Raw genomic sequence first — 14,608 nt, forward strand, 5'->3', positions numbered from 1 at the left:
TTAAGTATTTCGGATGTCTCCGTTTTTAATTACTCGATGCATTAGGTGGGAGATAATTTTCAGCATAAAAAAGAAAGGTGTTGAGTTCATGGAATTTGATACAAAAATTAAAATTGTTTTAAAAGATGACCTTGAAATGTGGCAAAAATTGAACGTAACAGCATTCCTAATGAGTGGAATTGCGGGCACTCAAAACATTATTGGACAACCCTATTTAGATAAGGATAATGCTCAATATTTACCTATGTCACAGCAACCAGTTATGATCCATTCTTCTACTGGTGAACGTTTGAATGAGCTTTTACAAAAGGCTCTAACAAAAGATGTCGTTATTACAATTTACACTGAAGAATTGTTTAATACATATAATGACGAGGATAATCGTGCAATGGTCGCAAAATTCAAGACGAATGAACTAAATCTTGTTGGAGTCGGAATACGAGGCAAGAAAAATCATGTAGATAAATTACTAAAAGGCTATGATTTGCATAAATAAAAGAAACTAGGTCTCAGTGACTCGGAAGATAAAGTTTTTTATTTCGATATGATTAGAGCCGCATGTGACAAAGAAAATGCAATTGTATGGGTATGAAATAAAACGGTAGCCAATGCATTTTTCCACTGGCAACCGTTTATATTTAAATCAGCTATTTTCTATTTAAATATATAGCAACTATTAAAACAATCATTGATAAAAAGTTTAAAATCGGAACCATCTGATTCAACGCCTCTACTTTTTAACAATCAGTTAGTCTATTTTAAAGACAATTTTGACTTAACTGTTTCTCTTAGTATTAATTTAACGGAATTGCTAATACATCTTGGTTTGCGTTAGGAATTGGTTGAGGATAGAAAACAACGCTTTCTCCAGTAGATTGATTTATATACTTTTCTGCATCTTTGTATTGTTGTCTTAATCGTTTTTCAAATTCTTGTAGTGTCATATCTTGGACGCTATTTAAAAATTTTTCTTTGTTTTTTTCTGGAATATACATTCTTACCCCATATTCATTACTTAAGTTTTCTAATATTTTTTTGTAAGGTATGAGTAATAGGTCAGGATCGTTGTCATATGTTGACTCAGCACGATAATGAGTAGTTGAACAAAAAACAGAAACCATTAGACAAATTAGTGTGATATTTATACCTTTCCTCATTCGTTTCCTCTCCCTTATTTTATCTGTCAAAATTCGCAACTTAAAATATAATAGATTTGTTTTAACTAAATACTTCAATTAATTTGCATAAAAAGTATGTGATGCAGTTAAAGAAAGTGCAAGTGCAACTCCGTAAGCATTTTCAGGATGACCTCTTAGATAGACTGTACAACTTTTTGAATCACTGCTTAATTTATGTGAGGCATGATCAACTTTCCAATGATAGTCTGTATAATCAGATGGCCAAGTTGTACCATATGATTTTATACTTTGGTATGTGTAAGTGCCTGGATTACCTGTTGCACTAAAAATTTTGGAGTTCAAGTACATTGAAGAATTATAACGTAAGGCTACTTGTTGTGTAATATCTTCACTTATAGATAATGTCGAAATTAAATAGTTGCTATTTGAGTTCACATCCTGATAAGAATCTCCTAAAAACTTTTTATACTGTTCTCTTAATATATTTTCTAATTCCTCTGGACTCATATCTCTTACATTGTTATAAAACTGGTCCATCTTTTCAGGATTAATATAAAATTCTACTGCAAATTCATCAGTCAGTTTATCCATTACTTCCTGATATGGAGTAATAAACTTTTCAAGTTTTCCATCTTCACTCGCAGAAACATAGGTGATTAATGATAAGGAAATGCTTATACATAAAAAAGACGTAAACAATAACTTTACAATTTTTATCATAGTATTCCCCCTATTATTAACCTAAATTAAAACATGAATTATCTAGTTTTTAACTTAAATATCTTACGCAAATTCTTGAATAAGTTATGATTTTTACCTACTTCTAAATTATGTTATATAGCTAAATACAGGGATATCCCACCTCATATTCTTGCTACATAAAAAAGCTGCATAATGCAGCTTTCTTAATTTATATTATTTTTTTCTGTATGTGTAATAGATTCGCCTTCAACATCTATATTCGGAAGAATCCTATCTAACCACTTAGGAATATACCACGCAGTTTTCCCCATGAGAGACATGACAGCAGGAACTATGGTCATTCTTACTATAAATGCATCGAAGAATACTCCAAAAGCGAGAGCCATTCCTATTGATTTAATCATCGCATCGGGGTTCATCATAAATCCGAAAAATACTGCCATCATGATTAGCGCTGCAGCAGTTACTACTCCGCCGCTATCTCTCATACCATATAAGATAGCTTTACGACTATCTCCAGTATGGATATAAATTTCTCTCATTTTACTAACTAAGAATATTTCGTAGTCCATCGCTAATCCGAATAATATTCCAATTGTAATAACAGGTAAAAATGCTAGTATTGGAGATTGTGCTGGGAAGCCAAAGAAATTGACGAAATGTCCGTCCTGCACAACGAATACCATAAATCCTAATGTTGCTCCTAAAGAAAGCAAGAAACCTAAAACAGCTTTTAACGGTACTAATAGTGATCTAAAGACCATTACTAAAAGTATATAGGCAAGCCCGACTATCAAGGATGCAAACAATGGTAGTGCATCATTCAATTGTTGTGATATATCAATGTTCATGGCCGTTGTTCCAGTTACCATTAGTTCAATACCATGTTCTTTTGTGGTTTCTTTAGATTTTTCTCTTATAAGATTTACCAAATCCTTTGTCTTTAAATCATCTGGTCCAGACTGTGGTGTAATTTGTATCATAAAGATTTTACCTGAAGGGCCTGGAATTGGCGGTGAAACAGTTTTTACATCTTTTAATTCACTTAATTCTTGAACTATCTCACCTGCAGCTAGTTGTGTTTCCTCTGTTAATTCATCTACTTTTGCGGCAACAATTAATTGTGCATTAAAGCCTTCTCCGTACGCTTCGGTAAGTAAATCATACGCTCTTCTTTCCGTCATCTCTGTTGATTTAGCTGTCCCATCAGATGGCAGACCTAAATTCATATGGAAGAATGGAATTGTAAGAATGGCAAGGAATGCAATAGCTAATAACGATACAACGACAGGGTGTTTAGTAACTAATCTCCCCCACAAGTCCGCTTTCGTTCCATCCTTTTTCTTGCTATTACCAGCAATCTTTTTCGATAATAAATTTTTCTTCGCAGGTGACAAACGATGGCCTACCATACCTAAAATTGCCGGTAAAGTGATAATTGAAATAAGAACTGCTACAAATATACTTATAGCCGCTGAAACACCCATAAGCGTTAAGAATGGTATTTGGGCTACTGATAAACCTAAAAGGCCAATAATAACAGTTAACCCCGCAAATACAACAGCACTTCCAGATGTTCCGATGGCTATTGCGATTGAATCGTTAATGCTATTACCCTTTGCTAATTCTATTTTAAATCGCGTAATAATAAATAGTGAGTAGTCAATCCCTACCGCTAAACCTAGCATTGCTGCTAGAATTATTGAAATAGAATTTAAATCAATAAAATAAGCACCAAACATAATTCCTAGTAAACTAATACCTAAACCTAATACCGCTATAAGAATTGGTAGGCCTGCTGCAATAAATGATCCAAATGTTATTGCTAACACGATAAAGGCAACTACTACTCCGATAACTTCATAAATCCCTTCAAACTCTATGTCAGAAAAAGCTATATCTCCTCCTTTTATTTCTGTTTGAATACCTGCATTTCTTGTAATTTTAATACTATCTAAAATATGTTCTTTCGACTTCTCTGAAACTTTATCTGCTTCTACTGCAAACGTTACTTGTGCGTAACCAATCGTTTTATCTTCATTTAAATTGTTGAGTTCTATCGGTGATAGAACATTTGCTACGTTGGAATCTTCACTTATCTCGTTAAGAACCGCCATAATATCGCTTTGCGAATCTTCTGATTCTAGCGTTTCTTTGTCTGGTGCCTTAAATACGATGTTTAGTGAAGATTGTTTGGCAGCACCTGCAAATTCCTCTTTAATCAGTTCAGCTGCTTTGTCAGCTGGCGTATTCGGAATAGTAAGCTCTCCTTTAAATGATGGTTTAAAATACAATACTAAGGCTACTAGTATAATCAGTATCCCTAAAGTACTAAAAAGAACAGATTTTTTATGTGTCGTCGACCAATTTGCTAATTTATAAAGATACTTTGCTATTGTAATCTCCTCCTGTTGAATGTGCTAAAATACGTAAAATTACTATAATGAACAACCGTGAACATATGTTCATTTTTGTTCTAAAAAAATACCCACATTAGTAAATGTGAGACATTTCTTTAAATCGTCTTTCAATACTGTGAAATGATAAAAATATTAACTGGTCAATGAGCATACCAATTTTTTCACCATTTTCTTGTGTCTTCAAAATGGTATATATTCCTTCTATAAAGTTTGCTGAAAGGACATAGAAAATAAATGGTTCTTTCACAACGCTTTTATCTTCAAAACGAGAGAATGTTTCTTTTTGAAGAATTTTATGTAGTACATCAACTAGTTCGTCCTTAAAATACTCATATTTAGAACCTTTACTTTTACCAAAAAGTATTAATAGTTCTTTACTGTGCCCTTTGAAAATGTCTAAAATCTTATTTTTAATTTCAATCAATTTATCATCCGGGTTAACTTCAGTCATTATGATTTTATTAATGGCAGCAAACAAATCATTATAGACGGGGTCTACTATCGAATTAAATAAATCCTCCTTGTTTTTAAAATATTTGTATACTGTACCTAATGCAATATCAGCGTTACTAGCTATATTTCTAATGGATGCACTTGAATAACCCTTTTCTTTAAATTCATCCAATGCAGCTAATAAGATTCGATTTTTTATTTCCTCTTTTAAATATTGCATACGTGAACCTCCGTTCATTTTAGGACTTTTTTAGCTTATCATGCGAAAATCTATTTGTAAATTATTTTAATTATTTTTTTCAGTATACTACACAAGCACGCAATTGCACTTCTTTCTCCTATCCAAAATGCCTCCCATACCAATAATTATGTAAATGCTAATCATAAACGAAATTTTTCAATTTCAACTACAATTAATGAAGCTTTATGAGAAGTGCAAATTCTTAACATGTAAAAAATAGCCTGCTTGAAAGCTTGATTTTATTAAACTCTTAATATCATAAATTTACAAAACAACTCAATGAAACCATATTTTAATAATTGATATCGTTTACTAAAGTAATAGATAATAAAGTGGATAAAATCTATTACAAAGGAAGAAAGTAATGAAGAATCCATTAAAAAAATATTTGATAATACCAGCTTTGCTCACTACATTATTAGCTACTCCATTTAGTGCTAACGCCTCAGAGAATGATATACATATGTCATATTTATATAGCGGAAATACTAGCTCTTTCATAAAAAATATAGATATGACTCAAGGTGCGTTAAATACGGCGACACCTAGCTTTTTTGATTTAAATGCAGATGGTAGTTTGAGTGCTACGATTGATAAAAGTTTAGTCGATGCATTACATAATAGAGGATTAAAAGTTGTGCCATTCATTTCTAATCATTGGGACCGTAAATTGGCACAAACCGCAATGACAAATCGAGAAACATTGTCTACTCAAATCGTCAATTCTGTTTTAAAAAATAATTTAGATGGCGTCGATATTGATATAGAAAATTTAAACTATACAAATAAAGAAGAGTTTACAGATTTCATCCGATTATTACGTGAAAAAATGCCTAATAATAAAACAATATCCATTGCAGTAGCTGCAAATCCATATGGGTGGACAACTGGGTGGCATGGTTCTTATGATTACATGAAACTAAGTGAGTATAGCGATTATTTAATGGTGATGGCGTATGATGAAAGCTATAATGGTGGTTCAGTTGGTCCTGTCGCAAGTTTATCATTTGTTGAAAATTCGATTAAATATTTATTAGATAAAGGGATTAATCCCAATAAAATAGTATTAGGCCTCCCTTTTTATGGACGAATTTGGAAGGATGATGAGGAAATAGGAGGCGACGGCATTGCTAATAATGCAGTAAAATCTATTGTGAATAGCCATAATGGAAAATTTCTTTTTGATAATACTTCAAAATCAGCATTTGCCAAATTTACAGTAAAAAGCAGTGACTCTCCTACTTATATCGATGGTAAAAAGCTTGTACCAGGAAATTACACGATTTGGTACGAAAATGATTTATCTTTAAAATATAAGTTAAGACTTGTAGAGAAATATCATTTAAGAGGAACAGGTAGCTGGGAGTTACCTCAAGCGGATAATGGTATTTGGAAATTTTATTCTTCTTGGGCGAATGGGGAACATAACTTTATAGATACCGAAAACCATTGGGCAGAACAGGATATTATGGCTCTTTACCAAAAAGGTTGGATTAGCGGCAAAAACGAATACACTTACGATCCAAATGGTAATTTAACAAGAGCTCAGGCTACTGCTATCCTTATTAGTGCCATCGGTTTAGACAAAACAAACGAAACTGTACCTAATTATTTTAAGGATGTGCCAGCAAATCATTGGGCAAAACGTGCTATTGAAATTGCCTATAAGTATCATATTGTGAATGGAACAAATGAGAACATTTTCGATCCAAATGCCAATATCACAAGAGCACAATTAGCAGGTATATTATCAAGAGTGTTAAATTATCCATTGCCTACAGATGAGTCCAGTTTTTATGATGTTCCAAAAGATTTTTGGGCATATGCAGATATTTTAAAATTAAGTAGTAAAGGGATTATTCAAGGAAAAGAAGATGGAGGATTTTATCCATTTGATCATGTCACGAGAGGTCAAATGGCAGCGATGGTAAACCGGGCAAGTGCAGATTTAGAAAAGTATGCAGTAAAAAAATAAATTCCTTCACAATAGTTGATAATAACTCAACTAGTTTAAATAAAATGCTCTTCACCAAAAAAGAGGCAGTTAGTAAACGATTCAATCCAAAACCTTCAAACTAATCTGTATATAAAAGACAAGAATTTGTACTTGATGGTTTCTTACATCATAACTTGTTTATAATGTTGCACATTTTATCAAAATGTACATTACTAAATTCAATTTTAATAGTGTACATTTTTTTATTTTGTTTAACATTGCTACTAGGGTTTATTAAAATGTGTAACATTTACAATTCCAAAGTTACCACTATTACAATCCACTGACTAATGGCATTAAAAAAATTTCATAAAACGAACTTGCTGTGTATTTTTATCACATCGACTCCCACCTTTTATTTCCGAAACTGAGCACCATCTAAAATTCCTCTCATATTCTATAATTAGACCTATTTTGAGGGGGAAAAATTATGGGGATTGAATTAACTGCTCTCCATTGGATTTATGTTGTGTTTATTGTCTTAATCATTGGTTTTATGGTTAAACGTCGAGATACCACCCTCATTTGTATTCTTGGCATATTCCTACTTGCGATTGTCGCTACTGGTGATATCACTTCATCAATAAGTGGTGTTTTTAATAGCTTTATTTATGCTATTACAGAGCTGTTATCCACCATCCTAATTATTTCCATCATTGTCGCAATGAGTCGTGTGTTAATGACTTCTGGTATTAATGAAGTCATGGTTGCGCCATTTACAAAAATTATTAAAACACCGACACTTGCCTATTGGACAATTGGTATTTTAATGATGATTATTTCTTGGTTTTTCTGGCCCTCTCCTGCCGTTGCACTCTTAGGAGCTGTGCTTTTACCAGTCGCTATTCGTGCAGGCTTACCTGCTTTAGGTGTAGCGATGGCAATGAATTTATTTGGTCACGGCATTGCACTATCTAGTGATTTTGTTATTCAAGGGGCTCCGAAGCTAACTGCTGATGCTGCGGGAATTCCAGTTGGCGACGTTGTATCAGCAAGCATTCCTCTAGTCATTACGATGGGGCTTGTGACAACGATTGTTGCTTTTTACTTATTAAAACGTGATATGAAGCGTGGGAAACTTCATTTTAAGACAGCGCACGAAGCAACAGATGGGATCGAGCAAGTGAAAGATGAACATTTGCTAACAAAGGGTCAAAAACGATTTTTTGCCATTCTAATTCCCATCACCTTCTTACTCGATGTTATTGCAATGTCCGTTTTGAAACTACAAGGCGGTGATGCCACTGCCCTTATCGGAGGAACAGCTGTCTTTATTTTATTAATCCTCTGTCTAGTGGCACACAAAAAACAAGGATTTGAGAAATCGACCAGTTACTTAATTCAAGGATTCCAATTTGGATTTAAAGTATTTGGACCTGTCATCCCTATCGCAGCCTTCTTCTACCTTGGTGACTCAGGATTTTCCAAAATTATCGGTGACTATCTCCCTTCCGCTTCACATGGAATTGTGAATGATCTAGGCGTCGGCTTAGCCGCTGTTGTACCCTTAACGAAAGAAATTGCGGTCATTACTCTTGCAATCGTAGGTGCCATTACTGGTTTAGACGGCTCTGGTTTCTCTGGCATTTCGTTAGCCGGTTCTGTAGGTAGTTTATTCGGCAATGCTATTGGCGGAGGTACTGCAACCCTAACTGCACTCGGGCAAATTACTGGCATTTGGGTTGGCGGGGGTACACTGTCACCAATGGAAGACATATGATAAAGGGGCTTCTAATGCAAGGTATCAATTTAAAGCAAAACGGAAAGAATTTGAAAAAAATAAAAAAACGGCTTGAAATGATCAAGCCGAAAATAAAAAGAGAGAGTTAATTTATTATGCTATTTTTTATATTTATTATACTAATTTATCTTTTAAAGCATCCGTCAAAGTTTGAGAAAAGTTTATACCTTGTTTTATACCTAAATCATTTAAATAGCTAGGTATAGTTAAAGTTTTTTTAACGGGTGTTAAATCTAAAGCTCTTTTATGTGCTTCTATATCAACGTCTACAAGTGTTACAATATCTTTTTCTTTTGGCGTGAAAGGAACTGTATTCGGTTTATTTATTGGTTCATTAGCAAAAGCTATGGCATTACCTATATAATCCCTTGCATATTCAATAGCTTCAGCAATAGTTTCCCCTTGTGTAATCCCGTCAATATCAGGAATTGTCACTAAGTGAAAGCCGTCTGCTGATAGGGGGGAAATAACCACAGGATAAACTACAACATTTTTCATTTTCTACCTTCTTTCGATTCTATTTTTATTAGGCTTGAAAACCAACTCTTTTACAGGTTGTGCTTTTTGATTAGCCCTTTTGCTAAATCTTCATTAACTTCTCTATGCCTTGGGATTTGTTCTTTCTTGCCTGTTGGTGACACCCATATATCATGTTTACCACCATGGGTTAAGAATTTCCACCCTTTAGCCGAGAAGCGTTTCTCTAACTCTCTCTTTTTCATTTTTTTATCCCTTTCCGCTATACGTGTATTATACGTATCAAAAAAAAGGAGTCAATGAATTTATACGTATTGTTTACGTATAACTAAAATTTTATGCAGCGATAATTTATTTATGTTCATCGCCATTTCACTATATGTAGCCGTTGTTATTGCTACGATTATGCTCATTTTTGTTTTGGATTTTGAAGGACAAACAAAAAACTATAAAGATAAGTATTTAGAGTAGAAAGATGAAAATAACGAGATGAAGAAAGATGTTACTAAACTAAGCTTTATCGTCTTATTACATAATCAGACGACATGCATGTTCATTGATTATTTTGCATAGTTTAAATAATTTTGTCTTTATATTCATTAAACATTTAATGAACAATACACTTTCATTATTCTTTACAAAATTGTTTATTTGCAAATACAATAAATTAAACTACTTGTTCTATTTTCAAACGAGGATGTTAAGATTTTAAGTTAATTTTTTGAGGTGAAAAAATGGAGATTATTAAAAAATACATATATTTTTTTTACTTTGCAACCTTATTTATAACTTTATCTATGTGGGATTATTTTAGAGATGGGAATTGGAATTTGCTTTATAACTTTTTCTATTCTATATGGGTCGTCATTGTTTTCATATTTTTAACGTCCCTATTTAGCTCCAAAAAACACACAAAAAAATAAAACTAATTTAACAATATTTGACATATTTTAATCACCATTTTATATTAACTTTGTATTCTACAAATAGAAAAGGGGAAAATATATGAAACATTTTATAACTAAAGTAATCGCATCTATACTTGTTTTTTCTTTAGTAATTTCAGCATTTTCACCAAAAATATATGCGAATACCATAGTAGAAAATTCAAAGATTGATGCACAGGAACTAAAAGATTTAACAGAAGCCTTAGAGTATGTATTTGAACAAGCGATGGTAAAAGATGAATTAGGACAAGTTATAGGCATAGACTTTAATAAAATAGAAGAAAAGTATGGTAATAGTCCTGATTTAGAAAAGGTTGAAAATGCCACTGGGAAGAAGAAGCATAAAGGCATAATAGCATACAACAATCCAGGATTGGACCGATGCATTGAAAGAAAAGTTAAAGATTTTTTCACTTCTGAAGATCTTATTCCTACAGTTGTTATTAGTTCAGTCATAGCTTATATAAAAGAGAAAGACTACAAATCTGCTGCGTTAAGATTACTAAGAGCTGGTATTAAAGGAAATGCTGTGGGTATTGCAGCATCTATGGGAGGGATTTTCTTTACTTGCCTCTACCAAGAACGTACATGGCCTTAAACTAGTAAAAAAATTAAAATAAAAAGCCCAGACTCATTGAAGTTCTGGGCTTATTTGTTGTACAGTATGCATTCCTATTCAGCACGTTAATAAATTGGTTTTAATATTCCAACAGGAAGCCAAGTACATTGCTGGTCATTTGCTTCTAAGTCTTCCTTTACACATAAAAACGCATTAATGGAATCACTCACTGAATAAACCATACTTCCTTTTGGCATTGCTTTTTTCGTTTTAGAACCTTCTAATGGATAGGTTTTCGCTTCAGAGTCTTCCGTTACTTCATAACGAACACCTGTTTTTTTAAATTTCGTGTCAAGAACTTTCATATCTGAACCAGGATAATGCTTTTCGCACTTCAAGCCATTTCCAGTGTCCTCGCAATATCTCAACATTTGATCTCCATTCATATCTGTGATGGACGTATCACGCCATTCTGTAAAGAGTTTGCCATATTCTCCGCTGTTACGATTGATATTGATATACGTTACATTTGCATAGAAAGATGCGCGAATTTTCATCGGTACCTCTTTAAAAACTACTAGATTTGTTGCTTGTACACGATATGGCCCCATTTGATAAAATGTTTTGCCATCATATTTTTCAATTTCATACGTTTTAAAATAATTATTACGCTTCACCACTAACGAATCAAATGTACCATCTTCATTTTTCTTATAAATCTTAATATCTTTCGTAAACGTCATTTTTCCCGTTTGGTCTTTATGCACCTCGGCTCCATCAAATCTAATAGCCTCTGATTTTGTTGGATTGACTATCGCTAAAATAAAAGTGGCTAACAAAACAATAAATAATTTTTTCATTATGCTCCTCCTCATCAATTTTGTAGTTAATTTCTTTACCTACTAATATCGTATTATTTTATCAATAGAATACAATAATGTCAAAAATATAACAAAATTAACTCGTTTTCCCACATTTTTTCGATGAACAATCTTAAAAAAAAATTTGAAAACCAATATCAATAATAGGCTTTAATAATATAAAATTGTTTATTTTTATATATACTTTTTCCAATTTTACCAATAAAATAGTTAATAAGGAGCGTGGATATATTCATGGATAATATATTTTTAATTGTATCAATGTTAAGTTTTTTAGCTGTTATAGTTTTTGCAATTATGGCTATTGTTCAATTTATTAAAAAGGATGTTTCAAAAGCTAAAAAGCAAATTAAGTTTACCGGAATATCAGTATCAGTAATGATTGTATCCTTTATTGGTTTTGGCATGACAGCAAATCCAGTAGAAACAACAGAAAAAGAAGATACACAAAAACAAGTAGAAACTGTAGCGAAAGTGGAAGAAACGCCAGAAGAAAAAGCTGCACTTGAGGCGAAGGAGGCAGAAGAAAAAGCGTTAGCAGAACAAAAAGCAAAAGAGAAAGCAGAAGCACAAGCTAAAGCAGATGCAGAGGCCAAAGCTAAAGCAGAAGCTAAGGCAAAAGAGGAAAGTGTCCCACGAGAGCATAAGTCGGCATTAAAAAAAGCAGAGTCCTATGCTAAAACGATGCATATGTCAAAGGCAGGGATTTACGATCAATTAACATCGGAATATGGGGAGAATTTCCCGGCGGATGCTGCTCAATACGCTATAAATAATATTGTATTTGATTGGAAAGAAAATGCATTGAAAAAAGCAAAATCATACGCAGATATGATGAATATGTCAAATTCGGCTATCTACGATCAATTAATATCAGAATACGGGGAAAAATTCACTAAAGAAGAAGCTCAATATGCTATTGATAATTTAGAATAAGCACAACCGCATTTAACTGTGTAAGACACAATACGAGTCACTCACCCGAGTGGCTTTTTGTAATAAGGAAATGAATCATTGAGATATATTACTAGATTAATTGGACTTATTTTAGTCTTCGTCGGCAATTTATTCATGAGCATAACCGATAGTGACATAACCACGAATATCACATTAAAGACATTTGGGTTTATTTATTTTATAATCGGATTAAAAATTTTATTTTCTAACATAAACTTATTAAAGAAAAGTAATAACCAAGATGACGATTAAGCTATCTTGGTTATTTTAAAGTAACTCCTAAAGTTATAAAGAGAGCTTCATTTATCTCCGACTTGCTTTAATAAATTATCAGGTAGCCAAACATCGTAGCCTTTTCCTGTTGCAAGGACTAATACATAACCGTTAATTATCGGGCCATTTGTGACAAAAATGGTCCCCTTTTCATACATAATATCTGGTTTAGCTTCTTTTAATGGAGCGTGTTTCCCTATTGTATTTTCCATTAGCTCATAACGCATCTCTTCTCTTACTATCGTGTCAGCGATTTTAAGATCTGTACCTAGATAACGTCTACAGGGATCGTAAGTCCCATCATTCTCGCCATCGCAATACTCCAGTATTTGTCCATTTACGCTATCCTTGAAAACAATACTCCAGGTAGGCTCTTTTCTAAAGTACCTTCCATAATTTCCATTCTCACGATTAATATTAATATACGTTGGATTTTGATAGAAGGATGTACGAATTTTTAATGGGACTTCTTTGAACACGACTAAATCTGTTGCTTGTACCCGATATTGCCCCATCTGATAAAATGTTTTACCATCATATTTTTCTATATCATATGTTCTAAAGAAGTTATTTCGCTTTACTACTAATGAATCAAATGTGCCGTTTGGATTTTTCTTATATACCTTGATGTCCTTTGTAAAAGTCATTTTCCCTGTTTGACCTTTGACAACTTCTGCTCCATCATGCATTACTTTTGCTTCTGATGTTGTCGGGTGAAATACTGCTACTGCTAATACAGCTAACAACACCATAATTATTTTTTTCATTATTCTCCTCCTTCACAGCTTTATGTTAATTTCTTCATATACTAATATTGTAATATTTTATCAATAGCAATGCAGAATGTCAAAAAAATAACAAAAATAACGTGTTTTTCCACAATATATTTTCATCCAATTACCCTTCTCGTCAATTTTCTAAACGCTATTTCACGTTGTACTATTTGTAGAAGACTACAGAAGAAATAGTATTAACCTATACCTTTCATTGACACAATGATTATTTTAAGTTACTATTTCCTCATTAAACGTGAGAGGTTGAGGACGATGATACGTCGTTTAAGAAAACTTAAAAACGTCGCTGTGCGATTAAGCTTCTAGGTAGATAAATTAAAACTAATTACTTAGAAGCGAGGTACGCATAATGAACAATCAACAATATAATCATTGGTCAGAAATTAAATATATTAAGGATTTAGTGACAAATCCGCTCATTGAAGTTGGAGACTATTCATACTACTCGGGTTATTATGGAAATCAAAATTTTGAGGACGGGTGTGTCAGATACCTTTGGGGTGACAATAAATCTCGTGAGTTATTTAATCCTATTAATGATTTTGGTTGGCATTTAGATAAACTGATTATCGGAAACTACGTTTGTATTGCAAGTGGTGTCATCATTTTAATGGGTGGTAATCATAATCACCATTCAGAATGGATAACAGTGTATCCTTTTACGGAACAAATAGAACGTTCTTATGAGCCAAAAGGAGATACGGTTATTAAAAGTGATGCCTGGATTGGAATGAATGCAATGATAATGCCTGGGGTTACTATCGGTGAGGGTGCGATTATTGCTGCAGGATCTGTTGTATTAAAAGATGTTCCGCCTTATACGATTGTCGGAGGAAATCCAGCTAAAGCAATACGAAAACGTTTTTCAGATTTAGAAATAGATAAATTATTAGAAATGCGTTGGTTTGATTGGGAACGAGAGAAAATTGAAAAGGCTATTCCTTTGTTATCAAATGGTTCCATCGATCAATTGTATGATTTTTATTTAAAGGAAATAAAAAAATAATAACTACTGAAACTACATCTAA

14 protein-coding genes are annotated in these 14,608 nt (G+C 32.9%); 6 read left to right on the plus strand and 8 right to left on the minus strand.

What is annotated here, in order from left to right:
- Positions 1-88 precede the first annotated feature (88 nt).
- Positions 89-496, plus strand: coding sequence for a DUF2000 family protein (locus ACIQXJ_RS11575; RefSeq protein ID WP_401008535.1), 408 nt, complete (start codon positions 89-91; stop codon positions 494-496).
- A 298-nt stretch (positions 497-794) separates the two neighbouring features.
- Here the strand turns inward: ACIQXJ_RS11575 and ACIQXJ_RS11580 are convergent, their stop codons facing one another.
- The 4 genes from ACIQXJ_RS11580 to ACIQXJ_RS11595 form a co-directional block, all read right to left on the minus strand.
- Positions 795-1,157 (minus strand): hypothetical protein, encoded by a 363-nt coding sequence (locus tag ACIQXJ_RS11580; RefSeq protein WP_401008541.1) that lies wholly within the window; start codon positions 1,155-1,157, stop codon positions 795-797.
- Positions 1,158-1,235: 78 nt separating this feature from the next.
- On the minus strand, positions 1,236-1,859 hold the full coding sequence (locus ACIQXJ_RS11585) for a hypothetical protein (protein WP_403053553.1): 624 nt from the start codon (positions 1,857-1,859) through the stop codon (positions 1,236-1,238).
- A gap of 185 nt (positions 1,860-2,044) precedes the next feature.
- Positions 2,045-4,135, minus strand: a complete 2,091-nt coding sequence (locus ACIQXJ_RS11590; protein ID WP_403053556.1) for an MMPL family transporter — start codon at positions 4,133-4,135, stop codon at positions 2,045-2,047.
- 199 nt (positions 4,136-4,334) lie between these two features.
- Positions 4,335-4,934 carry a TetR/AcrR family transcriptional regulator gene (locus ACIQXJ_RS11595; RefSeq protein ID WP_403053559.1) on the minus strand — a complete coding sequence of 200 codons (600 nt, stop codon included), beginning with the start codon at positions 4,932-4,934 and terminating at the stop codon, positions 4,335-4,337.
- 385 nt (positions 4,935-5,319) lie between these two features.
- On the opposite strand from ACIQXJ_RS11595, the gene ACIQXJ_RS11600 reads away from it, so the two are divergent.
- Both ACIQXJ_RS11600 and ACIQXJ_RS11605 read left to right on the plus strand, forming a co-directional pair.
- The gene (locus ACIQXJ_RS11600; protein ID WP_403053562.1) at positions 5,320-6,930 is read left to right on the plus strand and encodes a glycosyl hydrolase family 18 protein; all 1,611 of its coding nucleotides are present in this window, start codon (positions 5,320-5,322) and stop codon (positions 6,928-6,930) included.
- A 451-nt stretch (positions 6,931-7,381) separates the two neighbouring features.
- Positions 7,382-8,671 carry a hypothetical protein gene (locus ACIQXJ_RS11605; protein ID WP_403053565.1) on the plus strand — a complete coding sequence of 430 codons (1,290 nt, stop codon included), beginning with the start codon at positions 7,382-7,384 and terminating at the stop codon, positions 8,669-8,671.
- A 135-nt stretch (positions 8,672-8,806) separates the two neighbouring features.
- Here ACIQXJ_RS11605 and ACIQXJ_RS11610 read toward each other — a convergent pair whose 3' ends face one another.
- Positions 8,807-9,190, minus strand: a complete 384-nt coding sequence (locus ACIQXJ_RS11610; protein WP_403053568.1) for a type II toxin-antitoxin system HicB family antitoxin — start codon at positions 9,188-9,190, stop codon at positions 8,807-8,809.
- A gap of 50 nt (positions 9,191-9,240) precedes the next feature.
- Positions 9,241-9,414 carry a type II toxin-antitoxin system HicA family toxin gene (locus tag ACIQXJ_RS11615; protein ID WP_403053570.1) on the minus strand — a complete coding sequence of 58 codons (174 nt, stop codon included), beginning with the start codon at positions 9,412-9,414 and terminating at the stop codon, positions 9,241-9,243.
- Positions 9,415-10,174: 760 nt separating this feature from the next.
- Between ACIQXJ_RS11615 and ACIQXJ_RS11620 the strand changes: the two genes are divergently transcribed.
- Entirely contained in the window at positions 10,175-10,714 is a 540-nt protein-coding gene (locus ACIQXJ_RS11620; protein WP_403053573.1) for a hypothetical protein, read from the plus strand.
- 86 nt (positions 10,715-10,800) lie between these two features.
- Here the strand turns inward: ACIQXJ_RS11620 and ACIQXJ_RS11625 are convergent, their stop codons facing one another.
- Positions 10,801-11,535, minus strand: a complete 735-nt coding sequence (locus ACIQXJ_RS11625) for a hypothetical protein (protein WP_403053576.1) — start codon at positions 11,533-11,535, stop codon at positions 10,801-10,803.
- Positions 11,536-11,934: 399 nt separating this feature from the next.
- On the opposite strand from ACIQXJ_RS11625, the gene ACIQXJ_RS11630 reads away from it, so the two are divergent.
- The gene (locus tag ACIQXJ_RS11630) at positions 11,935-12,492 is read left to right on the plus strand and encodes an Ltp family lipoprotein (protein WP_403054898.1); all 558 of its coding nucleotides are present in this window, start codon (positions 11,935-11,937) and stop codon (positions 12,490-12,492) included.
- 320 nt (positions 12,493-12,812) lie between these two features.
- Here the strand turns inward: ACIQXJ_RS11630 and ACIQXJ_RS11635 are convergent, their stop codons facing one another.
- On the minus strand, positions 12,813-13,553 hold the full coding sequence (locus tag ACIQXJ_RS11635) for a hypothetical protein (protein ID WP_403053579.1): 741 nt from the start codon (positions 13,551-13,553) through the stop codon (positions 12,813-12,815).
- A gap of 376 nt (positions 13,554-13,929) precedes the next feature.
- Between ACIQXJ_RS11635 and ACIQXJ_RS11640 the strand changes: the two genes are divergently transcribed.
- Positions 13,930-14,586: a CatB-related O-acetyltransferase gene (locus ACIQXJ_RS11640; RefSeq protein ID WP_403053582.1), complete on the plus strand. Its 657-nt coding sequence runs from the start codon at positions 13,930-13,932 to the stop codon at positions 14,584-14,586.
- Positions 14,587-14,608: the final 22 nt, after the last annotated feature.

It is taken from the genome of Lysinibacillus sp. NPDC097868 (assembly GCF_044761135.1).
Lineage (GTDB): Bacteria > Bacillota > Bacilli > Bacillales_A > Planococcaceae > Lysinibacillus.

Excerpts from the sequence above, each read along its gene's own strand:
- ACIQXJ_RS11620 (WP_403053573.1), top strand. The coding sequence starts at position 10,175 with ATGAAACATTTTATAACTAAAGTAATCGCATCTATACTTGTTTTTTCT.
- ACIQXJ_RS11575 (WP_401008535.1), top strand. The coding sequence starts at position 89 with ATGGAATTTGATACAAAAATTAAAATTGTTTTAAAAGATGACCTTGAA.
- ACIQXJ_RS11595 (WP_403053559.1), bottom strand. The coding sequence starts at position 4,934 with ATGCAATATTTAAAAGAGGAAATAAAAAATCGAATCTTATTAGCTGCA.
- ACIQXJ_RS11635 (WP_403053579.1), bottom strand. The coding sequence starts at position 13,553 with ATGAAAAAAATAATTATGGTGTTGTTAGCTGTATTAGCAGTAGCAGTA.
- ACIQXJ_RS11625 (WP_403053576.1), bottom strand. The coding sequence starts at position 11,535 with ATGAAAAAATTATTTATTGTTTTGTTAGCCACTTTTATTTTAGCGATA.
- ACIQXJ_RS11630 (WP_403054898.1), top strand. The coding sequence starts at position 11,935 with ATGATTGTATCCTTTATTGGTTTTGGCATGACAGCAAATCCAGTAGAA.
- ACIQXJ_RS11605 (WP_403053565.1), top strand. The coding sequence starts at position 7,382 with ATGGGGATTGAATTAACTGCTCTCCATTGGATTTATGTTGTGTTTATT.
- ACIQXJ_RS11585 (WP_403053553.1), bottom strand. The coding sequence starts at position 1,859 with ATGATAAAAATTGTAAAGTTATTGTTTACGTCTTTTTTATGTATAAGC.
- ACIQXJ_RS11600 (WP_403053562.1), top strand. The coding sequence starts at position 5,320 with ATGAAGAATCCATTAAAAAAATATTTGATAATACCAGCTTTGCTCACT.
- ACIQXJ_RS11640 (WP_403053582.1), top strand. The coding sequence starts at position 13,930 with ATGAACAATCAACAATATAATCATTGGTCAGAAATTAAATATATTAAG.
- ACIQXJ_RS11580 (WP_401008541.1), bottom strand. The coding sequence starts at position 1,157 with ATGAGGAAAGGTATAAATATCACACTAATTTGTCTAATGGTTTCTGTT.
- ACIQXJ_RS11610 (WP_403053568.1), bottom strand. The coding sequence starts at position 9,190 with ATGAAAAATGTTGTAGTTTATCCTGTGGTTATTTCCCCCCTATCAGCA.
- ACIQXJ_RS11615 (WP_403053570.1), bottom strand. The coding sequence starts at position 9,414 with ATGAAAAAGAGAGAGTTAGAGAAACGCTTCTCGGCTAAAGGGTGGAAA.